Source organism: Methanobacteriaceae archaeon, from assembly GCA_029219465.1.
Classification (GTDB): domain Archaea; phylum Methanobacteriota; class Methanobacteria; order Methanobacteriales; family Methanobacteriaceae; genus Methanocatella.
In genome coordinates this window covers 77,999-102,265 of sequence record JAQXTL010000003.1, presented here as the reverse complement: position 1 = coordinate 102,265, position 24,267 = coordinate 77,999, and the positions used below count along the sequence as shown (strand labels likewise).

27 protein-coding genes are annotated in these 24,267 nt (G+C 31.5%); 17 read left to right on the top strand and 10 right to left on the bottom strand.

Going from position 1 to position 24,267, the window contains the following annotated elements:
• Nucleotides 1–180 precede the first annotated feature (180 nt).
• From PUD86_01465 to PUD86_01455, 3 genes are all read left to right on the top strand, one after another.
• Nucleotides 181–555, top strand: coding sequence for a 30S ribosomal protein S8e (locus PUD86_01465; GenBank protein ID MDD6775953.1), 375 nt, complete (start codon nt 181–183; stop codon nt 553–555).
• A 109-nt stretch (nt 556–664) separates the two neighbouring features.
• Nucleotides 665–1,687, top strand: coding sequence for a hydrogenase expression/formation protein HypE (gene hypE / locus PUD86_01460; GenBank protein MDD6775952.1), 1,023 nt, complete (start codon nt 665–667; stop codon nt 1,685–1,687).
• Between the two features lie 10 nt (nt 1,688–1,697).
• Nucleotides 1,698–2,093 carry an RDD family protein gene (locus PUD86_01455; GenBank protein ID MDD6775951.1) on the top strand — a complete coding sequence of 132 codons (396 nt, stop codon included), beginning with the start codon at nt 1,698–1,700 and terminating at the stop codon, nt 2,091–2,093.
• 431 nt (nt 2,094–2,524) lie between these two features.
• Here PUD86_01455 and PUD86_01450 read toward each other — a convergent pair whose 3' ends face one another.
• Nucleotides 2,525–2,965 (bottom strand): thermonuclease family protein, encoded by a 441-nt coding sequence (locus PUD86_01450; GenBank protein MDD6775950.1) that lies wholly within the window; start codon nt 2,963–2,965, stop codon nt 2,525–2,527.
• Nucleotides 2,966–2,971: 6 nt separating this feature from the next.
• Complete coding sequence (locus PUD86_01445) at nt 2,972–3,658, bottom strand: Dna2/Cas4 domain-containing protein (protein ID MDD6775949.1); 687 nt, start codon at nt 3,656–3,658, stop codon at nt 2,972–2,974.
• Nucleotides 3,659–3,763: 105 nt separating this feature from the next.
• On the opposite strand from PUD86_01445, the gene PUD86_01440 reads away from it, so the two are divergent.
• Both PUD86_01440 and PUD86_01435 read left to right on the top strand, forming a co-directional pair.
• On the top strand, nt 3,764–4,579 hold the full coding sequence (locus tag PUD86_01440; GenBank protein MDD6775948.1) for a radical SAM protein: 816 nt from the start codon (nt 3,764–3,766) through the stop codon (nt 4,577–4,579).
• Between the two features lie 35 nt (nt 4,580–4,614).
• Nucleotides 4,615–5,898: a DEAD/DEAH box helicase gene (locus PUD86_01435; GenBank protein MDD6775947.1), complete on the top strand. Its 1,284-nt coding sequence runs from the start codon at nt 4,615–4,617 to the stop codon at nt 5,896–5,898.
• On the opposite strand, the gene PUD86_01430 is transcribed toward PUD86_01435, so the two are convergent.
• The 6 genes from PUD86_01430 to PUD86_01405 form a co-directional block, all read right to left on the bottom strand.
• Nucleotides 5,899–6,702 carry a winged helix-turn-helix transcriptional regulator gene (locus PUD86_01430; protein ID MDD6775946.1) on the bottom strand — a complete coding sequence of 268 codons (804 nt, stop codon included), beginning with the start codon at nt 6,700–6,702 and terminating at the stop codon, nt 5,899–5,901. It lies immediately after the preceding gene.
• A gap of 83 nt (nt 6,703–6,785) precedes the next feature.
• Complete coding sequence (gene recJ, locus PUD86_01425; GenBank protein MDD6775945.1) at nt 6,786–8,192, bottom strand: single-stranded-DNA-specific exonuclease RecJ; 1,407 nt, start codon at nt 8,190–8,192, stop codon at nt 6,786–6,788.
• Nucleotides 8,193–8,194: 2 nt separating this feature from the next.
• Nucleotides 8,195–8,464, bottom strand: coding sequence for a signal recognition particle subunit SRP19/SEC65 family protein (locus PUD86_01420; GenBank protein MDD6775944.1), 270 nt, complete (start codon nt 8,462–8,464; stop codon nt 8,195–8,197).
• 8 nt (nt 8,465–8,472) lie between these two features.
• Entirely contained in the window at nt 8,473–9,567 is a 1,095-nt protein-coding gene (glf, locus tag PUD86_01415) for a UDP-galactopyranose mutase (protein MDD6775943.1), read from the bottom strand.
• Nucleotides 9,568–9,571: 4 nt separating this feature from the next.
• Nucleotides 9,572–10,675 (bottom strand): glycosyltransferase, encoded by a 1,104-nt coding sequence (locus PUD86_01410; protein ID MDD6775942.1) that lies wholly within the window; start codon nt 10,673–10,675, stop codon nt 9,572–9,574.
• Nucleotides 10,668–11,438, bottom strand: a complete 771-nt coding sequence (locus tag PUD86_01405) for a uroporphyrinogen-III synthase (GenBank protein MDD6775941.1) — start codon at nt 11,436–11,438, stop codon at nt 10,668–10,670. The genes PUD86_01410 and PUD86_01405 overlap by 8 nt, the downstream gene beginning before the upstream one ends.
• Nucleotides 11,439–11,580: 142 nt before the next feature.
• Here PUD86_01405 and PUD86_01400 point away from each other — a divergent pair, with 142 nt between their 5' ends.
• The 3 genes from PUD86_01400 to PUD86_01390 are packed head-to-tail and all read left to right on the top strand — an operon-like array spanning nt 11,581 to nt 14,129.
• Complete coding sequence (locus PUD86_01400; protein MDD6775940.1) at nt 11,581–12,420, top strand: LicD family protein; 840 nt, start codon at nt 11,581–11,583, stop codon at nt 12,418–12,420.
• 32 nt (nt 12,421–12,452) lie between these two features.
• Complete coding sequence (locus PUD86_01395) at nt 12,453–13,421, top strand: NAD(P)H-dependent glycerol-3-phosphate dehydrogenase (GenBank protein MDD6775939.1); 969 nt, start codon at nt 12,453–12,455, stop codon at nt 13,419–13,421.
• A gap of 12 nt (nt 13,422–13,433) precedes the next feature.
• Nucleotides 13,434–14,129, top strand: coding sequence for a 2-C-methyl-D-erythritol 4-phosphate cytidylyltransferase (locus tag PUD86_01390; GenBank protein MDD6775938.1), 696 nt, complete (start codon nt 13,434–13,436; stop codon nt 14,127–14,129).
• A gap of 14 nt (nt 14,130–14,143) precedes the next feature.
• On the opposite strand, the gene PUD86_01385 is transcribed toward PUD86_01390, so the two are convergent.
• The gene (locus PUD86_01385; protein ID MDD6775937.1) at nt 14,144–15,142 is read right to left on the bottom strand and encodes an acyltransferase; all 999 of its coding nucleotides are present in this window, start codon (nt 15,140–15,142) and stop codon (nt 14,144–14,146) included.
• 12 nt (nt 15,143–15,154) lie between these two features.
• Complete coding sequence (locus PUD86_01380; GenBank protein ID MDD6775936.1) at nt 15,155–15,988, bottom strand: LicD family protein; 834 nt, start codon at nt 15,986–15,988, stop codon at nt 15,155–15,157.
• A gap of 127 nt (nt 15,989–16,115) precedes the next feature.
• Between PUD86_01380 and PUD86_01375 the strand changes: the two genes are divergently transcribed.
• The 9 genes from PUD86_01375 (at nt 16,116) to glmS (ending at nt 24,125) form a co-directional block, all read left to right on the top strand.
• Nucleotides 16,116–17,192, top strand: a complete 1,077-nt coding sequence (locus tag PUD86_01375) for an aminotransferase class V-fold PLP-dependent enzyme (protein MDD6775935.1) — start codon at nt 16,116–16,118, stop codon at nt 17,190–17,192.
• Nucleotides 17,189–18,517 carry an adenylyltransferase/cytidyltransferase family protein gene (locus PUD86_01370; protein ID MDD6775934.1) on the top strand — a complete coding sequence of 443 codons (1,329 nt, stop codon included), beginning with the start codon at nt 17,189–17,191 and terminating at the stop codon, nt 18,515–18,517. The genes PUD86_01375 and PUD86_01370 overlap by 4 nt, the downstream gene beginning before the upstream one ends.
• A gap of 10 nt (nt 18,518–18,527) precedes the next feature.
• Complete coding sequence (locus PUD86_01365) at nt 18,528–19,340, top strand: LicD family protein (GenBank protein MDD6775933.1); 813 nt, start codon at nt 18,528–18,530, stop codon at nt 19,338–19,340.
• A gap of 119 nt (nt 19,341–19,459) precedes the next feature.
• The gene (locus PUD86_01360) at nt 19,460–19,825 is read left to right on the top strand and encodes a flagellar protein, FliL (GenBank protein MDD6775932.1); all 366 of its coding nucleotides are present in this window, start codon (nt 19,460–19,462) and stop codon (nt 19,823–19,825) included.
• A 134-nt stretch (nt 19,826–19,959) separates the two neighbouring features.
• Nucleotides 19,960–20,688: a phosphoribosylaminoimidazolesuccinocarboxamide synthase gene (locus tag PUD86_01355; protein ID MDD6775931.1), complete on the top strand. Its 729-nt coding sequence runs from the start codon at nt 19,960–19,962 to the stop codon at nt 20,686–20,688.
• The gene (purS, locus tag PUD86_01350; protein ID MDD6775930.1) at nt 20,689–20,955 is read left to right on the top strand and encodes a phosphoribosylformylglycinamidine synthase subunit PurS; all 267 of its coding nucleotides are present in this window, start codon (nt 20,689–20,691) and stop codon (nt 20,953–20,955) included. It begins immediately after the preceding gene.
• Between the two features lie 8 nt (nt 20,956–20,963).
• A complete protein-coding gene (purQ, locus tag PUD86_01345) occupies nt 20,964–21,608 on the top strand; it encodes a phosphoribosylformylglycinamidine synthase subunit PurQ (GenBank protein MDD6775929.1) in 645 nt (214 codons plus the stop codon).
• A 12-nt stretch (nt 21,609–21,620) separates the two neighbouring features.
• A complete protein-coding gene (cobA, locus tag PUD86_01340) occupies nt 21,621–22,340 on the top strand; it encodes a uroporphyrinogen-III C-methyltransferase (GenBank protein ID MDD6775928.1) in 720 nt (239 codons plus the stop codon).
• Nucleotides 22,341–24,125, top strand: a complete 1,785-nt coding sequence (gene glmS / locus PUD86_01335) for a glutamine--fructose-6-phosphate transaminase (isomerizing) (protein MDD6775927.1) — start codon at nt 22,341–22,343, stop codon at nt 24,123–24,125.
• Nucleotides 24,126–24,267: the final 142 nt, after the last annotated feature.

Genomic DNA, 24,267 nt, shown 5'->3' with positions numbered 1-24,267 from the left:
AGCCTTAAAAATAAAACATTTATATATAATGATAAAGTAATATTTTATTATCATTATTCAATAAGGCTCTTTTTTGCTCTCAAAATTGGATTATCATTTATCTTGCCGATAATTTAATTGGAAAAGAGACTTACTGACAGCGATTATTATTTATATAATTATATTTATTTAGGTGAAATAATGGCAATTTCTCAAGGAAAATCAACTAGAAGTCCTTCCGGTGCAAGAAACGTTGCAAACCGTGGAAAAAGAAAATCCGAATTAGGAAGAGACCCAGCAGAAACCAGATTAGATGAAAAAAGATTAAGAAAAATCAGAACCCGTGGTGGAAACGAAAAACTCAGATTAGCTACTGGTAACAAAATCAACGTTACTGACGCTGATGGTAAAACCAAAGTTTTAGACATCCTCAACGTAGTAGAAAACTCTGCTAACCCTAACTACGTAAGAAGGAACATCATTACCAAAGGTGCAATCGTAGAAACCGCTGAAGGTAATGCTAAAGTAACATCTAGACCTGGTCAAGACGGTGTTATTAACGGAATTTTAATTTAAAGATTTTTCTTTAAATTTCTCTTTTTTTTCAATTTTTTTATAACTTAATATTAATATACTTGTTTTTACAAATAATATTTCATTAATTATTTATTAATTAGGAGATAAAATGTCAGACGATAAAATTAGTATGAATCATGGTGCTGGCGGAGAAGTAATGGCAAATTTAATTGCTAGCACAATTTTGGATAATATCACTAAAAAAAGCGTAAACGGTGGTATTAGTTTAGATGCATTGGATGATGGTGCATCAATACCTCTTGGCGATGATTATGAGATTGTTTTAACTACTGACGGACACACTATTGATCCATTATTCTTCCCTGGTGGAGATATTGGTAGAATTTCTGCTGCAGGAACAATAAATGATGTTTCAGTAATGGGTGCACGTCCACTTGCAATTTCAAATGCAATAATCATGCAGGAAGGATTCCCGATAGAAGATTTGGATAGAATTATTAAATCATTAAACGAAACCTGTGAAGAAGTTGATGTTGCTGTAATTACTGGAGATACCAAAGTAATGCCTCAGGGCAAAATCGATGGTATTGTAATGGTTACAACAGGTATTGGAATAGCTAAAAAAGGTGAAGTTATTCGTGATTCAACTTTAGAAGTAGGAGACAAGATTATTGTCACCGGTAGTTTAGGTGACCATGGAATGAGTTTAATGTCTTTTAGAGAAGGTTTTGGATTTGAAACTGATTTGAAATCTGATGTTGCTCCAATGTGGAATATAATTAAAAAAGCTTTGGATATTGGTGGAGTTACTGCAATGAAAGACCCAACCCGTGGAGGATTTGCAAATGCAATTAATGAAATGGCTTCAAAAGCTGGTGTTGGAGTAGTTCTTGAACAGGAAGCAATTCCAATTAGAGAAGAAGTTCACGCAGTATCTGAAATGTTAGGTATTGATCCATTTGAAGTAGCTAACGAAGGTAAAGTTGTTATGGGTGTAAAAGCCGATAAAGCTGAAGAAATCCTTGAAGCTATCAGAAGTGAAAAATATGGTGAAAATGCTGCAATAATCGGTGAAGTAGTCGAAGGAGATTATGTTGTTGTAAACACTCCTATCGGTGGAGAAAGAATTCTTGAAGCACCAATTGCTGATCCGGTTCCTAGAGTATGTTAGGTGATTAAATATGACTAGTACTTTTTCAAAAAGAATAATTGCATACATTGCTGACTTTTTTGTATTATCTGCAGTAATGTGGATTGTATCTTATTTCTTAGCATTAATGTTAGATGTTAACAGTCCAGTATTCCAGTATTTAGTATATGTTGTTCCAGTTTTAACATTAATTTACTTTATATTATGTGAAAAATTCAAAGGTGCTACTGTTGGTAAAGCAGTAATGTACTTACAAGTTAGATCTAAAAACGGAGCTAGAATATCCTGGTCTCAGGCTATTGTACGTAATTTAAGTAAAATCTACTGGATTCCTATCGTTTTTGACTGGGCTATTGGTAAGTTATTAAAACAAGATAGGTTCTTATGCAATATCTCAAAAACCGTTGTTATTAGTGAGCGTAATTAAGCTCATTTATTAATTTTTTTTATTAAATTTCTCTTTTTTTCTAAAAATTTGTTGTTTTTAGTATTTTTGCATGCTAAGACATCTTTAGGTATTTTTTTTAAGATTTCTTTTGTATTCTGTGTTTTTCAGATTATATTTATTTTGTCGATTGTATTCTACAATTTATATTAAATTAGTAGTTTTGTCGATTGTAATCGACAATTTGTGTTATATTGGTGGTTTTGTGAATGTTTAATCTAGAAATTTTTTTTGTATGATTATTTTATCCTAAAATTTTTATATGTTAATGATTAAAATTAGTTATACGTTTGGAAAATCCAAACTACTTGTTTATGAGATTGAGTAATTCTATGATTATACTAATTATGTTTAGGATTGTTTCAATCATTCTAATTTTATTTTCCACACTCACAAAATGGGGGTGGTGAAAATTAAATTTCTCCTTTTTTAAATTCACTTGGTGTAAAATAGGAAATTTCTGCTAAGTTATTTTCAATTAACTCTTTATTAATGTCTGTTGTATTTGTATATACAATAGCTAATGTCCTTTTGTATTCGTCTTTTGGCTGTTTGTCATCAATATTTAAATAAACTGTTTTTCCAAGACATTTTTCTTCAACAAATTGCTTTGCCTCATTTGTAGGGCTTCCAATTTGTGTTAGCTGTACTTTGCCAACACCATAAACCTGTATTGTATTTCCATCAATTACATCAAGGCATTTTCCCTCTTTTTCATAGGTAACTGTTTTATTACCAATCGACATTGTTTTTGGAAAGCTTTTTTCACCATTACCTTCACTAATTAGAACATTTGCCAATGTAAGAGCTATTGTTAATGTAAAAATAATTAATAAGGTTGCTTTTTTATTCATGGTAATCTATTTTGCATGTTCACAGTCGTGTTTGAATCTGCAGGAATGACATTTATTCGGGTTTTTAGTAGGTACGAATGGTTTTGTTCCTTCAAACAATCCGTGAATTCTGTTTATTGTAAATAAAATCTGATTTTCAACGTCTTTTGTAAATTCTTCGCTCCAGAAGATATTGTCTGTTGCCCTCTGGCGTAGTGCTGATTTGATTTTTCTTTTATCTCCAGTCATATCTTTATATGCAAGACAGTATGCTCTTACCTGGTTCATTGTAGATTCATATGGTATTTTTCCGGGTTTATCGTCAATAATTACAATTTCATCAGGCATCATCCATATCTCATCAATAAATCCTCTAATTCCAAACTTTGCTGATACTACAAAACATTCTCTGGATATTAATGCTTCTTTTTTAGACATTTCAAAAGCATCATCAAAACTTATTGGAGTTGAATCTTTTTTAAACTCATCTTCAAGCTGCTGGTGAATTTCACTTCCCTTTGTCATTTGTCTTGTTCTTTGTGTTTCTATATGTTTTATGTGTTCGAGATATAGCTGGTATTCACAATAACCTTGCTTATTTAACCAACTAATCGGGAAATTGTTTTTATCTTCAATAATTTGCATGCCTTTTATTGAAGGGTGTGTTTTAATTTCATATCCAATTGAATATTGTGTAATGTCTTTTTGTAGCATAATTTACTATCTGTTTTTGTGAGTATAATTATTTAACTTATCAAAATAAAAAATTAAACTATGCACTACGTAAATACAAAAACTATACTGTCACCGAAAAATGGAATGAATCTTTATAGAGGATGCACCCACGGCTGCATTTACTGTGATTCAAGAAGCGATGTCTATAATATGGACCATGATTTTGAAGATATTGAAGTTAAGCAAAATGCACTTGAACTTCTTAAAAAAGAACTTCTTAAACGTCCAAAGGCAATGATTGGAACAGGAGCTATGACTGATCCATATATTCCACTTGAAAAACATCTTCAATATGTAAGAAAATCCTTAGAACTTATTTACAGATACGGATTTGGTTTTACATGCATTACAAAGTCAGATTTGATTTTAAGAGATCTTGATTTACTTAAAAAAATCAATGAAAAAACAAGAGTTGTTGTTCAGATGACACTTACAACAGCAGATGATGAGCTTTGTAAAATCCTAGAACCAAATGTAGCTCCTACATCAAGAAGAGTGGAAGTCTTAAAAAAGCTAAACGAGGAAAATATACCAACTATTGTATGGCTTTGTCCGATTTTACCATATATCAACGATACTGCTAAAAATATCAATTCTATTATTGATTACTGCATTGATGCAAACGTTAAAGGAATTTTGTGCTATAATATGGGAGTAACTCTTAGAGATGGGGACAGAGAATACTTTTATGAAAAATTGGATGAGCATTTTCCAGGTCTTAAGAATAAATACATCCGTGAATTTGGAAACAAATATTCCATTAACAGTTCGGATAATCAAAAACTGATGAATATTTTCCGATACAGGACAAAGGAGCATGGAATTTTAAATAATTTTGATGAAATCTATAAGTTTCTTTATCACTTTCCTCAAAAATCCGTTCAATCTACATTAATCTAAATTATTAAATAGTTATCGGGTTAAATATTAATGTAATGAATTTTAATGAACTAAATATTTCTGATAATGTTAAAAAAGGATTAAACAAGATGGGATTTACAAAAGCAACTCCCATTCAAGAACAATCAATTCCTATATCTCTAAAAGGACGCGATGTGATGGGCCAGGCACAAACAGGTTCTGGAAAAACCGTTGCATTTGCAATTCCAATTATTGAAAAGATTTTTATTGAAGACAAATCACCTCAAGCTATTGTTTTATGCCCTACAAGAGAATTATGTATGCAGGTTGCAGATGAAATTTCAAAAGTAGCTTCACATATTAAAAAACTTAAAATTTTATCTGTTTATGGTGGCCAGCCAATAGGAAAACAGACAAGAGTACTTAAAAAAGGTGTTCATATTGTTGTTGGAACTCCTGGGCGTGTAATTGATCATATCAACAGAGGAAACCTTGATTTAATTGGTATTGAAAGTGTTGTTTTGGATGAAGCAGATGAAATGCTAAATATGGGTTTTAGAGAGGATATGGAGTTTATCCTTAAAAACACTCCTAAAAACAGACAGACTTTATTATTCTCAGCTACAATGCCTGATGAGATTAAAAAAATAGCTAAAAAATATCAAAAAGATCCTAAATTCATCAAAGTTAAAGCAAACAAGAAAAACACTCCAAAAATTACTCAATATTCATTTAAATGTAATATCAAGTACAAATTTGATGATATGACTCGTCTTCTTGATGTTTATGATGTGGAACTTGCTTTAATATTCTGTAACACTAAAAAAGGTGTGGATTATGTTGCAAAACACTTAAGAAAAAGAGGATATTCTGTTGACAGTCTTCACGGGGATATGACTCAAAAAATGAGAGATAAAGTAATGAATAAGTTTAGAAACGGAAAAATAGACATTCTCGTTGCAACAGATGTTGCTGCACGTGGATTGGACGTTGACAACTTGGATGTAATTATCAACTATGATGTTCCACAAAATCCTGAAAACTATATTCACAGAATAGGAAGAACTGCAAGAGCAGGTAAAGTCGGATATGCATTTACTTTAGTATGCAGAGATGAAACAAGAAGATTTGCAGCTATTAGAAAAGCAAACAACACTAAAATCACACAAAAAGAGATTCCTTCCTACAAAGAAGTTGAAAACATTAAAAACAAGATGATTTTAGATAAGGTAATCAATGTCATTGAACGTGATGGTGTTGATGAGTGTTATGTAAATGCAATTAAAAATAACACAAATAAAAAAATAACCTCACAGCAGTTAGCTGCAGGTTTGTTAAAGATGGTAAGGGAAAATTAATTATTTTTTCCCATCAATAATATTATATTTTATTTTTTCGCTTTCAAGTTCGCGAGTAAATGATTTGCTCATATCTCCAACACAAATTGCAAGGACATTTAATCCTTTACGAGCAGCATTAGCAGTTGCATTTGGAGCAGCATATTCAATATCAAGTGGTAAATCTAATTTGTTGATGATTGCACGTGAAACAGTACCTGCTGATGCAATCTTATTGAATTTTTCACCACTGTTTGTTCCTTTTTCATAAACTTTTTTAATTAAGTCTAAATCGCAAGCTCTAGAACCGCCGTCTTTGATTGTTGGAACATTAATGATTGTTACTTCACCAACACTTACGTCAATGATTCCGGTAAGGTTAGCTAATGCAACATCTAAGTTTGCAGAAGTATCTTCTAAAACAATACCAGTTGCATTTTCTTCTTTTTTATGAGCATACAATACACCATTTTCCATAAAAAGACCAACTAAGTCATCTTTTTTCAAGTCTTCTTTAGCAATAGCTGGCCAGATGGTTTTATAATGGTTCATGGTTTCAAGAACAGAATCAGAGTATTTTCTAAGACTGATTGCGTCTTTTTTTACTTTTTCAATACCTTTTTGAGTTATTTTATATGGGGATCTTCCATCTTTGGAACTGATATATCCCAATTCGATTAAGGTTTTGATATTTTCTGAAACAGCCTGTATTGTAATTCCTAATTTATTAGCCAAATCTTTTTGTTTGAGGTGAGGGTCTTGTTTTGAGATTTCACTTAAAATCTGAAAATGAGTTAATGCGCCTCTTTTTTTAAATGTTTTCATCATAATTCATTCCTCAATCATAATTGATTAATTGATATATTGTAGTTTATAATATATAAGATTAATATTTTGAAACAAAAATGTTAATTTGTCAATTTTCCATTTAATTTATTATTGAATAATTCAATAAATTCGTCCTGCTTTTCAATTGGAATATATGCACCACATGCCATGGAGTGACCTCCACCTGTTCCACCAACCAAAGAAGCAACTTCACGGATAATGTTTCCAAAGTGAATTCCATCATATGAAAGTAATCTGGAACATCTAAGAGACACTTTAAGGCCTTCTTCAGTTCTTGCAAATCCTATAATTGGTTTTTTCCAGTTACAATAACCTAAAATCATTCCAGTGATTGTTCCAACAATTTCAGGTGCAATTCCGGTTCCGTCAAAGTACTGTAAGTTTTCAAGTTCAATAATGTTTTTCTCATCACTTTCTGCAACACTGCTTATTGCTTTTGCAAGGTTTGTTCTGTGCATTTTACTTACACTTTCAAGTTCATCTAATGCAAGCATACGGTCTCCTTTTAATACTTCAAGTGCGACTTTTTCCTGATGGTTTCTTCCACATGCATTCATAGCAGTTGAAAACTCACTTCCATCTCTAAGAAAGCTGTGGTCGTCCTCTTTTAGGAAAGTGTAGGAATCTCCAATGATTAATTTTGGTAAATGTTCAATATATCTTGCAGGAACTACTTTGGTAAGCATTGACATAAGACGTTGGAAAAGCTTTCCTTTTTCAGCATCTGTTAGTTCACTTAATGTTTTCCTGTTATGCTTTTCATCAATACCTAACTCTTCTAAAATAGCCATAGTTTCATTGGTATTGTTTGTAATCGGAAGATTAACATCACTAAAGTATGATAGAGCAACAAATAGTGGTCTTGTGTTTCTTCCGTAAATGTTAAGATCTCCTTTTTTAAGCTCCAAATATCCACCGTCAATTGCATCCTGCTGGATTATTTCATTTAAACCTTCAAAATACCCTGATCTTGTATTTTGCATATCTCCAATAGCAGATAATAAACCAATCCAGCTTAAATCATTATATCCAAATTCCTTTGCAAGAAAATAGCACAATCCCCCACCGCACACATAGTATGATCCGTCAATGCCGTGATGGAGTGGATTGATTTCCAAATACATGTAATCTTTATCATCTTTGTAATTAAGACTTCTAAGTGGCGGGTGGTGGTCTAAAATAAGAATTTTTTGACCTTTCACGGCTTTTGTGTCAACGCGCTGACCGGAGCCTAAATCGGAAAAGATTGTAAGTTCATGATTAAGTTCAATGTCATCAACGACATCTAAATTAACAAATTCAATTTCGTGTTCTTTGTTTTGTCTGTCTAGTATGGTTGATAAAATTGCACCGGAACAAATACCATCGCAGTCAATATGAGTATAGACTTTAATGTCTTTTGCCTTTTCAATCATATCTTTTGCTTCAAGGTATTGTTCGTGCATTAATTGTGGTATTTGCATAATAATCAGTTTCTAATGTCTTTGATTTTTAAACTAATTTCTCTTATTAATTCAAGTTTGGTTTTATCCCATTCAACAAGAGCTCTCCCTGATTTTTCATACCATTTTCCAGGATATGCCTTATCTTTTTCAATTTCAAAGGTAAGGTTAAGTCTTTTAAGCGCTCTTTCAATTTCATTTATTGTAGGGTCTTTTACTGAGTCTTCCTGTGAGATTTTACGACCTTCTCCTGTGGTTAAATTTCTGTTTAAGTATTGTGGCCAGATTGTAATCATATTAACACCTATTTGATTTCATTTTCAAAGATTTCCAATGCGTCTTTAACTACTAAATCCATATTGTAGTATTTGTATCTTGCAAGTCTTCCTGCGAAAATCACATGTTCTTCTTTTTCCATTTCTGCTTCATATAATTCGAATTTATCCAAGTATTCTTTGGTCGGATATGGATAACATTTTTCTCCGTTAAATCCAGGGTATTCTCTCATAATTGCAGTTTTACCGTCGACTTTTTGTTGTGTTAACTTTTTAAACTCGGTTATTCTTGTAAAGTAAGGGTCATTTGGATAGTTAACAACACCAACTTCCTGATATGAATCTTCGTCTAAAATTTCATAAACGAAGTTTAAACAACGGTATAATAATTCTCCGTACTTGTAATTGTAGAAGTAGTCGATTGGTCCGGTGTAAATTAATTTTTCATAATCAATATCACCAATACAATCTTTATAATCAGTATTGAGTTTAATATCAATATTGTCAGATTTTACCATGTTTTCACACATTTTGGTAAATCCTTCCTTTGGCATTCCCTGATAGGTATCACCAAAGTATCTGTCATCATGGTTGAATCTAAATGGAATTCTTGAAATAACACTAGGGCTTAAGTTAGCTGCTGAAGTTCCCCACTGTTTTTCAGTATAATTCTTAAATAACTTGTTGTAGATGTCACGACCAGCATTTTTTAAAACAACATCTTCAGAGGATTTAATCTCATCAATATCCTCTTTGTGTTCGTCAATCCATTCTTTCATGGAATCTTCATCTAAATCAAGATTATATAATTTATTTAAAGTATCAATACAAATTGGCATTGGTACGAGTTTACCGTCAACAAAGCTTAATACTCTGTGTACGTATTCGCTCCATTCGGTAAACTGGGATAAGTAATCGTGAACCTTTTTTTCATTGGTATGGTAAATGTGAGGTCCGTACTTTTGGATTAAAATGTCGTCCTGGTAGAAATCATAGACATTACCTCCGATGTGGTTACGTTTTTCAATGATTAATACCTTTTCATCTAATTCATTAGCTATTCTTTCAGCTATTGTTAAACCGGAAAGTCCAGCACCTACAATTACATATTTATAATCAGACATTGTTTTACTCCTTTTGAATTTGAATTTTTGATTCGATTGCTGTTGAAATGGAACTTAACAACATTTTAGTTTTCAAATCACTTTTATGGATGCTTTTAAGTTTGTTTACTTTGCTTAACAATAATTTGTTTTCGTCTTTGGTAAATGGAGAGTGTTTCCAGGAATTGGTCCAGTGAAGCAAGTGTGGATTTACAGAAACAGTTTGGATTTCTTTGGAAAATCCTTCAGTACATTGTCTGCAGTAAATGTATGATTCCATAAGTTCATTAAGCAATCTGACGTTAACAGTGTTGGTAATAGATTTATCATCAGGTAAATCTCTTATGTAGTAGTCATAGCACAGGAAATTGTTTAAAAATACAATTCCTTTAGCTTTTAAGAGAGCTTCAAGTGAAAATGCCATGTCGTCTCCGGAAACGAAAGGTTGGAAACGTAAATCATTATCCATAATCAATTCTCTTTTATAGATTTTACTCCATACTGCAGGAGCCATTTTTAATAAATCCGGTTCCTGTTCAATATTGTCAACTTTAATTGTATCTAGAGGGGAATCTCTTGGATATGTAACTTCTAAAGTTTTTCCGTAAAGGAATTTTTCAACAAAATGATCCCAAACAAAATCAGGAACATCCAAGAAGTTTGCAGTTTCTAATTCTTCATCAGGATAATGTTTTTCCAAACTGTCAATATATGGAGAGTAGGATTTTTGAACTTTTCCACCATACTCAAATATTCTTCTAAAACGACCAAATGCAACATCCGCATCATTTTTCTTAGCAGCATGGTATAATGTTTCACATGCATCTGGAGTGTATCTGTCGTCAGGGTCTAAAAACATTATATAATCACCAGTACATGCATCAATACCAGTATTACGTGGAGTGTATGCTGCACCACTGTTTTTTTCATGATGAATTGCAATACAGCAGTCGTATTTTTCAGCATATTCATCAATAATCTTATCAGATCCGTCAGTTGAACAATCATTAACCATAATGATTTCTAAATTTTCATTTCCAATAGTTTGGTTGATAAGTGAGTCAATTCCACCTTTTAAGTGGTCACCAACATTGAAAATAGGTAAAATAATACTTATTTTATCATCCATGTATTTCCCTCCATTTTTCAAACAATAATTCCATCATATCAGGAACAGTATAAGTATCAGGGTGAATGTAGGTAACATTATACTTTTTCAAAACCTTAGCAGTAATAGGACCAATACAAACGGTAAGCAAGTTTTCAGATAACAGTTTAGCTATTTTTTCCTTGTCATCTGTTATTTCAAAGAAATTCTCAACAGTTAGAGGACTTGTAAATGTAATTGCATCGATTTGTTTATTTTCAATTTTTAAAATCAATTCTTTTATACTGTCTTCGTCCATCGGGAAAAGTGATTTGTAAGCTTCTGCTAAAAGCACAGTATTTCCCATTTTTTCTAGTTCTTCTGGAAGAACAGGTCTTGCAGAAAGTGTTCTTGGAATTCCAATAAACTGGTTTGTAATATTGCGTTTTCTAAATTCCTCGATTAAGCCTTCTGCTGTAAAATCTTCAGGAATCAAATCAACTTTTAAACCATTTTCTTCAGCAAGTTTTCCGGTTTTATTTCCAATAACAGCTAATTTACAAGTTAAACTACCTAAAAAATCAGGATAAAACTTATTAAAAGAATCAATAGTGGTTGGAGAGGTAAAAACAATCCAGTCAAGTTCATCTTTTCTTTTAACCAATTCTTTTAATGAATCACTGTTAACAGGTTTTAAATCAAGTGTAGGTGCTAAAAAAGCTTCTCCACCTAATTTTTCTACAATTTCACAAGCCTTTTTTGCTCTGTCTTTAGGTCTTGTTATTGCAACAACGGGTTTTGACATTTTAAATTACCTTCATTAATTTATAATGTTATATATTTTGTTTTAATTGGTTTATATTATTTGTTAATTTTTAATATTAAAAAAAGAAAAGCTATTTTTTCAATCTATATAGTTAAATAATATTTTTAATAGATTACATTATATGGTCGCAGGTGAATTTAGAAAGTATAGTGATGACGAGATTAAACATCTCCAAGAAGTAGAACTAATGATTCTCAAAGATGTTGTAAAAGTATTGGATAAACATGATTTAAAATACTATATGTATGGTGGTTCTCTTATCGGAACCATAAGACATGAAGGTTTCATTCCTTGGGATGATGACATTGATATTATCTTATTTAGAGAAGACTTTGACAAATCCCTTGATATTTTAAAAGAAGAATTGTCAGACAAATATGACCTTATCCAAATGAATTATATTGATGACTGTTTTGGATCTTTTGCAAAAATCTCTCTTAAAGACACTACTTTCAGCCGCTGGTACACTGATTATGTGGAATATGACCTTGGAATCAACATTGACTTATTTGTACTTGACAATATTCCAGATAGTGATTTTATAGGTAAATTACACCATTTTGCATACGTATTCTTTTACCAGTTTGTTATTAATTCCTGTATTAAAATGGATATGTACACTAAATTTAGAACTAAAATGCACCACGCAGCATATCACTTCTTAAATATTATTCCAATCAACAAAAGCTTCTGGAAAAAGGTATTGACCAAAGTAATGACCTTTTTTAATAATAAGAAAACAAACAGGGTTGTTGACTGCTTTAACCTTGCAGGATACATGGCATATGATAGAGATGATTTTGAACCTGCACTTAAAGCTAAATTTGAAGATTTTGAAGTTAGAATTCCTAAAAACTATGATAAACTTTTAACTCAAATATACGGAGATTATATGGAAATTCCACCTGTAGAAAAAAGATATAATGCTGCACCGGATGTTCTTGATTTCGGTAAGTATTAATTTTTTATATTAAATAATTTAAATATTAAATCATGTTTTCAAATATAGGTGTTGTTGGTGCAGGCGCTATGGGAAGTGCAATTTCCCAGACAGTCTGCGATAATACTAAAAAAGTTTTATTGTATGCAAGACGCAAAGAAGTTGTCGATTCAATAAATGAAACTCATTTTAACAGAGAATATTTCCCAAATATTCGCCTTGAAGACAATATCTTTGCAACAAATGATTTAAATGACTTGAAAGATGCTGAAGTCATCTTTTTAACTATTCCTTCTTCTAAAATGCGTGAAGTCACACGCTCTTTAAAAGATATTATTTCTCCTGACTGTGTTTTGGTAAATACAGCAAAAGGTCTTGAAAAACAATCTCAAAAAAGAATGAGTGAAGTTATAAAAGAAGAAATTGGAAGACCTGCATGTGTTTTATCCGGACCAAATATTGCAGCAGAAATGGTTGAAAGAACATTTTCATCAGCTTCAATTGCATGTGAAGATGAACAATACCTTGATAAAGTTAAAAAAGCACTTTCAACTCCTAAATTTAAGGTTTCTGCAAGCACTGACGTTATTGGTGTTGAGTATTGTGGTATTATAAAAAATGTAATTGCAATATCTCAGGGAATCTGTGAAGGAATGAAAATAAACGATAACGCACGCTTTTCAGTATTTACAAAAACCTATAATGAAACAAAAGACATAATTGAAAAATTTGGCGGTAGCAGAAAAACAGTAGATGACTACTGCGGATTTGGAGACATTATTACTGCTTCAACACTTACTGTAAGTAGAAACCATACATTAGGTGTGTTGTACGGTCAAAAAATAGTAATTGATGAGGAAGCATCAGGAATTCTTTTTGAAGGAAAAAACACAATTGTAATAATGAAAGACTTGTGTAAAAAGCACAATATTGATTGTGCAACAGTTGATTTTGCTTATGATGTAATTATTGATAGAATAAATCCAAAAGAAGCATTTAATAAATTTTGGGATAAATTATAGTGAGGTAGTTTAATGATTTGTGCAGCAATGCTTGCTGGAGGCGTAGGTTCCAGATTAAAACAGGGAAAGCCAAAACAATTTGTTAATATTAACAACAAACCGATTTTAGTTCACTCAGTTGAAACATTCTTAAATGTTGATGAACTTGATAAAATTATTGTATCTTCTCCAAAAGAGTGTATTGACAAAACAAAAAACTTAATTGAGGAATATTTCCCGCAAAATGATAGAATTGTTGTTATTGAAGGTGGAAAAACAAGAAACGACACTATTTTAAACTCAATTTATTATATGAAAGATCAAAACTGCGAAGATGACTCTATTTTGGTAACTCACGATGCATCAAGGATATTTGTATCAGAAAAGCTAATTGAAGATAGTATAAAATATGCAATTGAAGTTGGTGCTGCAAGTGCTGTAATACCAGCTACAGATGTAATATTCGAATCAAAAGAAGATGGAAAACTAACTGATGTTCCATTAAGAAAATATTTATGTCATGCTCAAACACCACAGTCATTTAACATTGACAAATTCCTTGAAATCTATGAAGATTTATCTGACGAGGAAATAGCTAAATTAGATGAAGCAATGGTTTTATTCCATTTAAGAAATGCTGATATTAAATTATTCCCAGGTAATCAGGGAAACTTCAAAATAACTCGTCCTTTTGATATTATAATGGCTGAAGCTATTTTTAAAAAATAAGTAATTAGTGGATTTTAAAGTCCACTAAATGTTTTTACATAAGGTATTTTGCTTAAAACATATGGTAATAGCCATGAAAGAAATATTATTAAAACAAACATCACCGGAAACATTAAATGGGAATGTGGATTGTAGTATGAGAGGAATTTAACCACTAATACATGTGAGAAGTACATTCCGTAACTGCACACACTTAGAGAGATAATTGCTTTTCCAATGAAATTATCCTTAATTGAGTTAAATTTGTTTAATTTATCAAGATATTTAACAAACAAGAATAATCCGGTTCCCATAAATATAATTGGAACATTTTGATAAATCATACTGATGTATGGGCTATTGAAGTAGTTTAAATAAACAAATACGCTTAATGATGCAATCAATGTTATTAATCCAAGTAGACATACTTTGGAATCACTTATTTTAAACTCTTTATTTGCTAAATAATAACCTAAAACAGGATATCCTACATAACCTGCAAAATAGCTTAAATCAAAGTTGGTCCATAAAGGATATGCATTAAATGTTTTTAAAATCATCAAGATAAACCAGATGCTTAAAAAGTATTTTAAACCGCTTTCACCATATTCTTTGACAAATGAGTTAAGAACAGGTAAGAATAAATAAATTCCGATTAAAACCCAGAAATACCATGTAATTGAAGGTTCTCCAATAAATGTATTCCATAAAAATGCCTCATTATATCTGTAATATTGTAATTGAGCTAAAATTAGGATAATCCAGAATATAAACGGATAAATAATTCTTGTAAATCTCTTTTTTAAAAATTCTGTTAAATCTGGATATGGTCTGTTTAAAATAAGAGCACCACTTATCATTAAAAATATAGGAACACCTATTCTTCCAATATCATGGAAGGTCATTTGTGCTACAATTTGTGTTGTACCTACAAGTGGACCAAAAAAGTGATCAACGTGACATATGATAACTGCAATAATAGCAAATGCTCTTAAAAAATCATAATAAAATATTCTTTCTTTTTTTGTTTTCATATTATCAGCTATTTAGTATTCTCCAAAGTCAATTTCTTCAGGAGCAGGATTAAATCTGGATTCTTCAGGTGGAAGCTGCATATAATCATTAAAATCCATAGTCAATATCTTATCATAGTTATTTGGAATACTGACTTCAAGACCTTCAAATTTAGCTTTTTTAGCAGGCACCCAATCGCTTCTGTTTGAAACAGGCATTAAAAATTCAGACGGAAAATCACAAACTCTTTCACACTTTTCATCTTTATATTTTGAAAATGACTCAACACATTTTCTTTTAATAGTAGTAGAAGAAACAGGAAGTATTTTTAAGAAATAATAAGCCATCTGCTGGATTATTTCTTTTAATCTGGATTCGTTTCTATATTTGATAAGAGAATAAATAGTCATCTGGTTAAGTGCAAAGCTTTTCCATTTTTGAATAAACCATTTGTACTTGTTATCAGGAATATTATCCAAAATAAAAATGTCCAAAAAGATATTTGGTGTGTAATCTACCTGATCTGCCCACCATTCTTTAAATAATGTATCTTTAAGTGTTAATCTGCCCCATGTGTAGTGATATGTCTTTTCGTTTAAAACATTAAAAAAGTTGTATTTATCATCAATTTCTTTTTCAAAAACTGCATTTAACTTCTCAAAGTCCTCTCTAAACATGATTACGTCAATATCATCGTCCCATGGGATGAAACCTTCATGTCTTATGGTTCCAAGAAGACTTCCAGCATACATAAAATAAGTTATATCATTTTCTTCGCATACTTTGGTGAAATATTTGAAGATTTCAATTTGAACTTCTTGCAGGTGTTTTAATGTTTCATCGTCATATCTATTGGATTTAAACATATTATTTGTCCTTTAATTTAGTAATTACTTAATTATTAGAAATTTTTAAATATTTCTTTTTATTAAGTTTATATAAAGATTAATTAATAAATTTTTTTTATTATATTATTATAAGGATGTAGATTTAATGTTAAATTTCACTGTTGGGCCGGTAATGAGTAGCAAAGCAGTTCTTGAAATCGGGGGTGAACAAACTCCTTATTTTAGAAATGACGAATTTTCAAAAGTAATGCTTGAAAACGAAGAATTAATGAAAGAATTTGTTTATGCAAGTGAAGATTCAAGAGTTGCTTTTATAACCGGATCAGGTACTGCTGCTATGGAAACAACTGTCATGAACGTATTTAATGATGAAGATAAAGTTTTAATCGTAAATGGTGGAGGATTTGGTCAGCGTTTTGTTGAATTATGCAAACTCCATAATATTCCATTTGATGAAATAAAACTTGATTTTGGTGAAAATATCACCAAAGAATTATTGGATTCATATGACGGTTCTAAATACACTGGATTTTTAGTAAATATCTGTGAGACAAGCTCCTGTGTTTATTATGACTTGGATTTAATCAGTGATTTTTGTAGTGAAAATGACATATTTCTTGTAGTTGATGCAATAAGTTCATTTTTAGCAAATCCATTGAATATGGTAGAAAAAAACATTGATGTAGTAATAACAGGTTCTCAAAAAGCTTTAGCTTGTCCTCCGGGAATTTCTGTAATTGTTTTAGGTGAAAATGCACTTGAGAGAGTTGAAAACAACACCTGCAGCTGCATGTATTTTGACTTAAAAGACATTTTAAAAAATGGTGAGAGAGGCCAAACTCCATTTACTCCTGCAGTAACAATATTATTACAAATCAACCAAAGATTAAAAGAAATCAAAAGCCAAGGTGGTGTTGAATCAGAAATCGAAAGAATTTCAACACTAGCTAGTGACTTTAGAAAAAGAATTGAAGATTTACCTTTGGAAATTCATTGCAATGATTTAGGAAATTCAGTTACTGGAGTATTTTGTGTTGATTCAAAAGCAGATGATGTTGTAGATGCACTTAAAAACGACTATGGTATTTGGGTTAATCCAAACGGTGGAGAAATTGGAGAAAAAATGTTTAGAGTTGGCCATATCGGAAATTTAACTCTAAAAGATAATGATGTACTTATTGATGCATTACATGATTTGGAAAAAAGAGGAATCTTAAAATGATTAAAGTTATTACCTACGGTACATATGATTTATTCCATTACGGACATCAAAGATTACTTGAAAGAGCAAAAGAATTGGGCGACTACTTAATTGTAGGTGTTACTGCTGATGATTTTGACAAAACAAGAGGAAAAATCAATGTTAAACAGTCATTAATGGAAAGAATAGAGTCAGTTAGAGCAACCGGCCTTGCTGATGAAATCATCATCGAAGAATACGAAGGTCAAAAGATTGATGACATTAAAAGATATGATGTTGACATTTTTACTGTAGGTTCTGACTGGGTTGGTCATTTTGATTATTTAAATGAATACTGTGAAGTAATTTATCTTGACAGAACAAAAGGTGTTTCAAGTTCTGAAATAAGATCTAAAAGACGCAGCATCAATTTAGGTCTTGTTGGTGAAGGAAATATCTTAAAAAAGTTTTATGATGAATCAAAACTTGTTAATGGTATTGAAGTTAATTCATTATACATAACAAACGATGATGAAATTGATACATACAAAAAAGATAGCTTAACAATAGCTAAAAGCTATGATGATTTATTGGGAATGGTTGATGCAGTATATATAATCTCACATCCTTCAAAGCATTACTCCCAAATAAAACAGGCTCTTAATCAGGGCAAACATGTTTTATGTGAATCTCCATTTGCACTTAGCGAAGAAGAATGCGCAGAACTTGAAAAACTAGCTATTGATAATGATTTAATATTAATGGATTCTATTAAAACTGCTTACTCAACAGCTTACAACAGACTTCTTTTATTACTTAAAGGTGGAAAAATCGGAGATGTCTACTCTATTGATGCAACATGTACCAGTTTAAGAGAATATGATGAAAATTCCTGGAACAGTATTACTTCATGGGGTCCTACAGCACTTTTACCGATATTCCAAGTCTTAGGTGTTGATTATAATAATAAAACCATCAATTCATTGATGCTTGATGATAATTCCAATTTTGACTTGTTTACAAAAATAGATTTACAATATGATAATGCTGTTGCATCAATAAAAGTTGCAAACAGTGTAAAATCAGAAGGGGAATTAGTTATTTCCGGTTCTAAAGGTTATGCTTACGTTCCTGCACCATGGTGGAAAACTGACTACTTCGAGCTTAGATATGAAAACCTTGAAGATACAAAAAAATACTTCTACCAGTTGGACGGTGAAGGAATCAGATACATGCTTGTTGCATTTGTAAAATCAATTGAACTTGGTAAAAACAATACTTATATCAACTTTGATGTTTCAAAAGCTATTTGTAAAGTGATGGAAGACTTTGAAAATAATGATGTAAATACTATTAATAAATACTAATGGAGATAACATGACAAACGACGATACTCTTCAGCACATCAAAGATGTTGAAATGTTGATTTTAAAGGATTTTATTAGTATTTGTGATGAGCATAATATTGATTACTATTTATTTTACGGATCTGAAATCGGAGCTGTAAGACACGAAGGTTTCATCCCATGGGATGATGATATTGACATAGCAATGTTTAGAGATGATTATGAGAAATTCCTTAAGGTTATGGAAGATAAAAAAAGTGAAAAATACACAATTTTTGATTCCAGGTACAATGAAGAATATTTCTTCCAGTTTGGTAGAATGTCTCTAAACGGAACTTACTGGGCAGAATTCTGGGATGATCAGGTTTCATTTGACATGGGAATTCATTTGGATTTATTTATTCTTGATAAAATCCCAAACAATAAGTTTAAAAGACAAATTTACATGAAAAGATGTCTTCTTTTAGCTAAGTTTTATGCAATATCTGCAATTAAACTTGAGGAAACTTCCATAGTTCAAAAATTAATCAATGTATTTCACGTTATTTTCAATGCTATTGGTTTGAAACCAAAGTTTTTCAAAAATAGGCTATTGAAAGTCTATACTAAATATGAAAACAAAGATTATGATTACTGTACTGATTTAACTATGAATGAGCAGTGCTATTTTAAAATTAGTGACTTTAAACCTGTAAAAAAAGCTATGTTTGAAGGTATTGAAGTAAAAATTCCAAACAATCAGGATTCTACATTGGGCAGCATATTTGGTGATTACATGTCATTGCCTCCCGAAGAGGAAAGAGTCTGTCATGTATTAAACGAAATAGATTTTGGAAAATTTTAGAATGCCTAAAATAACGCTTATTTGAATTCGTCTTGAAATCAGTTATTTTTCCAAAATAGAAAAGTATTTTAATGCTTATGCATAATTATATCTAATGAACTTTAATTGAGGTGAAAATTATGAAAAACTATGTTATTATCTTAATTGGGGTAATTATCGCAATAATAATTGTTGGAGGTACTGTTATGTATAGTTCTATGAATAATGACGATAATTCAAATAATGTTCAAGTTGATGTCGCAGATAATAATACTGATAATGTAACTGTTGATATTTCAGCTAATAATGTATCTGATAGTTCTGATGATTCTTCTGAACCTTATATTGTAAGTGAAGAAATTAAATACAATGGACAACAAGGTGGAGGATATTATCGTGAAGTTACATATAGTGATGGTAATTTCCGCCAGTACGATGTAGAGACTGGTAAATTAATTGGTTCTTCATTTAGTTCAGATCAATCTAAGCTCCCTAGTATGGAGTAAATTCAAAAATTAAATATTTTTTTAAGATTAATTTTTTCTTAAAAAAATTCCATTTTTCTTATTTTTTTAACTATTTTTATATAATATTAAAACTAAAAACTATATTATAATAATTTTATTATTCTGTTGATATCATGAACAAAAAAGAGTTAATTAATAGTGGTAAAGTAAAAAGTGTTTACAACACTGATGATGACGATAAAGTAATCATTGAGTTTAGTGATGATATGACTGCTGGTGACGGTGCTAGAAAAGAAGTAATGAACAATAAAGGAGCATACAATGCGGTTATTTCTTCTAAAATCTTTAAAGTATTAGAAGAAAACGGTATTGACACCCAATTCATTGATCTTCCAGAACCTAATGTCATGGTTGCAAAAAAACTTGAAATGATTCCAATTGAAGTTATTGTAAGAAACATTGCAACCGGTAGTTTGGTACGCAGATATCCAATTGAGGATGGTACTAAATTAGATCCGCCACTTGTTCAAATGGATTTCAAAAATGATGATTACCATGATCCTATGTTAAATGATTCAATTATCAAAGCATTAGGAATCGCTACCCAAGAAGAAATCGATATCTTAACCGAAAAAGCATTAAAAATCAATGAAATCTTAACTGCTTTCTTTGCTGATGCTGGAATTATCCTTGTTGACTATAAAGTCGAATTTGGTAAAGATAAAGATGGAAACATCTTACTCGGTGACGAAATCTCTCCTGATGGATGCAGATTATGGGACAGTGAAACCTTAGAGATGTTAGATAAAGAATTATTCAGAAAAGGAAAAGACGACGAAGTTATGGATGCATATATTGAAGTTTATAACAGAATTATGCCTGAAGATGAAAAGGTGATTTAGATGTTATTTGATATTGAAGTTAAAATCTCACTTAAAAGCGGTATGTTAAACCCTGAAGCTACTACAATCGAAAGATCTCTTGATTTACTTGGTTACGAAGTTAAAAACGTAAAAACCGATGAAATCATTAAATTCCAAATGGAAGGAGAAGACAGAGAAGTAATTAGGGAAAATGTTGTTGACATGTGTGAAAGATTACTTTGTAATCCTGTTATCCACGATTATAAAATTAATGTTATTCCACAAAACATGGCTTGCGGTAAATAGGTGAGAAAATGAAAATTGGAGTAATTAGATTTCCAGGAACTAACTGTGACAGGGATGTTGCAAAAGCATGTACTCTTGCAGGTCTTGAACCGGAATACGTCTGGTGGAGTGAAGAAAAACTAACTGACTTTGACGGTATTGTAATTCCTGGTGGATTTTCTTATGGGGATTTCTTAAGAGCAGGTGCAATGGCTTCCATTACTCCTGTAATTGATGGAATTAAAGAATTGGTAAAAGAAGAAAAACCTGTTCTTGGAATTTGTAATGGGGCTCAAATCTTAGGTGAAATTGGCCTTATTCCTGGAATTTTCATTACAAATGAAAACCCTAAATTTAACTGTGAATGGTCCAAATTAAAAGTTTCAACTAACAGAACACCATTTACAAAAGCATTTAAAAAAGATCAAATAATTGACCTTCCTATTGCACACGCAGAAGGAAGATTTTACACAGAAGATATTGATTTATTAAAAGACCAAGACCAAATAGTTTTACAGTTTGAAGGCAAAAACCCTAACGGGTCCATGGAAGCTATTACAAGTGTATGTGATGAATCAGGACTTGTTGTTGCTATGATGCCTCACCCAGAAAGAGCTTGTGAATCTTTATTTGGCTCTGATGATGGTTTGAATTTCTTTAAAGGATTTTTATAAAAAAGTGATATAATGGTAGTTTATTTAATTGGTGCAGGACCTGGGGATGCTGATTTAATAACTCTTAAAGCGGTCAAAGCTTTAAATAAAGCTGATGTTGTTTTATATGATTATTTAGCTAATGAAGAAATATTAGCTCACGCTCCAGAAACTGCTGAAAGAATCTATGTAGGTAAAAAAGCAGGTGAGCATTACAAAACTCAGGATGAAATCAATGAGTTAATTATAAAACAAGCTCAAAGTCATGAAAATGTAGTCAGACTTAAAGGAGGAGATCCTTTTGTCTTTGGTCGTGGAGGAGAAGAAATATTGGCTTTAATGGAACATGATATCAAATTCGAGGTTATTCCAGGTGTAACTTCCGCTGTTGGAGCACCAACTTCTCTTGGACTACCAGTAACTCACAGAGGCGTTGCAACATCTTTTACTGTTGTAACAGGTCATGAAGATCCTACAAAACCAGAAAGTCAAGTCCACTGGGACTATACTGCTGACACTTTGATTATATTGATGGGAATTGGAAATATCAAAGAAAATACAGCACAAATAATGAAATATCGCTCAGCTGACACTCCGGTTTGTGCAATTGAAAGCGGAACATTACCTAACCAAAACTTGGTTTTCGGCACATTAGGTGATATTTCAGATAAAAAAATCAACACTCCAGCTATTTTGATAATTGGTGATGTTGTAAGTATGTATAAGGATATTTATAATTATCAAGGTGATTAAATGTGCGGAATTGTTGGATGCATTCTAAAAAATGATGATGATGTAGCACCAATCCTTTTTGACTGTATTTCTAAATTGGAATATAGGGGATACGATTCAATAGGACTTGCTACCTATGATGAAAACAAAATCCACATCAAAAAAGACAAAGGAAAAATTGAAGAAGTGGATAATAAATTAAACTTATCTGATATGCCTGGAAGTTTAGGTATTGCTCACGTTAGATGGGCAACACACGGAGATCCTTCCAAATTGAATTCACACCCACATATTGATGAAGCATTGGATGTGGCTATTGTTCATAATGGTATTATTGAAAATTACTTGGAAATCAAAGAACAATTAATAAGTGAAGGTCACGTATTCAAATCAGATACTGATACTGAAGTTGTTCCTCACTTAATTGAAAAATACATGAAAGAGGGCTTTGATTTAGAACATGCAGTTAGAAAAACCATTGGAGTAATCCATGGTGCTTATGCAATTGCTGCAATTTCAACCAATGAACCAGATAAAATCGTTGCAACACGTAAAGATTCTCCATTAATTGTTGGAATCGGTGAAGACGGATATTACCTTGCATCTGACTCTCCAGCTATTTTAAAATATGCTCGTGACATAATTTATCCTGAAATGGGAGAAATTGTTGTTTTAGATAGAACTGGTGTTGTTGTTCACGATGAATTTGACAATGTTGTAAACAAAGAAGTAGAAACAATCAACTGGACTCCTGAAATGGCTGAAAAAGAAGGCTATGACCACTTTATGATTAAAGAAATCAACGAACAGGCAACTGCTGTTAAAAACACTTTAACTCAAAAAGAACATATTCAGGAAATTATTGATGATATTGATGATATTCAAAGAATCTGCTTTGTAGCATGTGGAACATCTTATCACGCATCACTTACAGGTAAATACTTAATAGAATCACTTGCAGGAATCCCAACTGATGTTATTTTAGCTTCTGAGTTCAAATACTCTGCAAATACTCTTAATGATAAGACTTTAGTTGTATTTATTTCACAGTCTGGTGAGACTGCTGATTCACTTAAAGCGTTGGATGTTGCAAATGAAACCTCAAAAACATTAGGTATTGTTAATGTAGCAGGTTCATCAATTACAAGAAGAGCAAAATATGTAATCCAAACTCAGGCAGGACCTGAAATCGGTGTTGCAGCAACAAAAACCTATGTTGCACAGCTCACATCAATTTACTTGTTTGCAGCACTTCTTGCAAAAGACGAAGAATTATTAAAAGAACTAGAAAAAGTTCCTGATTACATTGATGAAGTTCTTGAAGATGTTGACTTTATTAAAGACATCTCAAAAAGATACAACTATGCTCCTGACTTCTTCTACCTTGGAAGAGGCTACACTTACCCAACTGCTCTTGAAGGAGCACTAAAACTTAAAGAAATTACTTATATCCATGGTGAAGGATATGCTGCTGGAGAACTCAAACACGGTCCTTTGGCTTTAATTGACAATGAAATTCCGGTTGTTGTTATTGTACCTCCTGGAGATTCATACAGAAAAACCATGAGTAATTTAGAAGAAGTTAAATCCCGTGGAGCAAATGTTTTAGCTATTGGTGCAAGTGATGATGAAGCACTTAAATCCAAAGCAAGCAATGTAATTGCAATTAACCCTGAAGTAAGTGAAATTATTGCACCTCTTGTTTATGTTGTGCCACTTCAATTGATTGCATACTATATTACTCTTGAAAAAGGTCACGATCCTGATAAGCCTAAAAACTTAGCAAAATGTGTGACTGTTGAATAAGGTTTTTAACCTTATTTTTCTTATTTTTTCAATTAACTTTAATTTTAAGCTTTATTTTTAGTTCTAATGATTTTTATATAATTATTTATTAGTTAAAGAATATAAATAAACTAATATTTGCTTTACACTTCATTTAACTTTT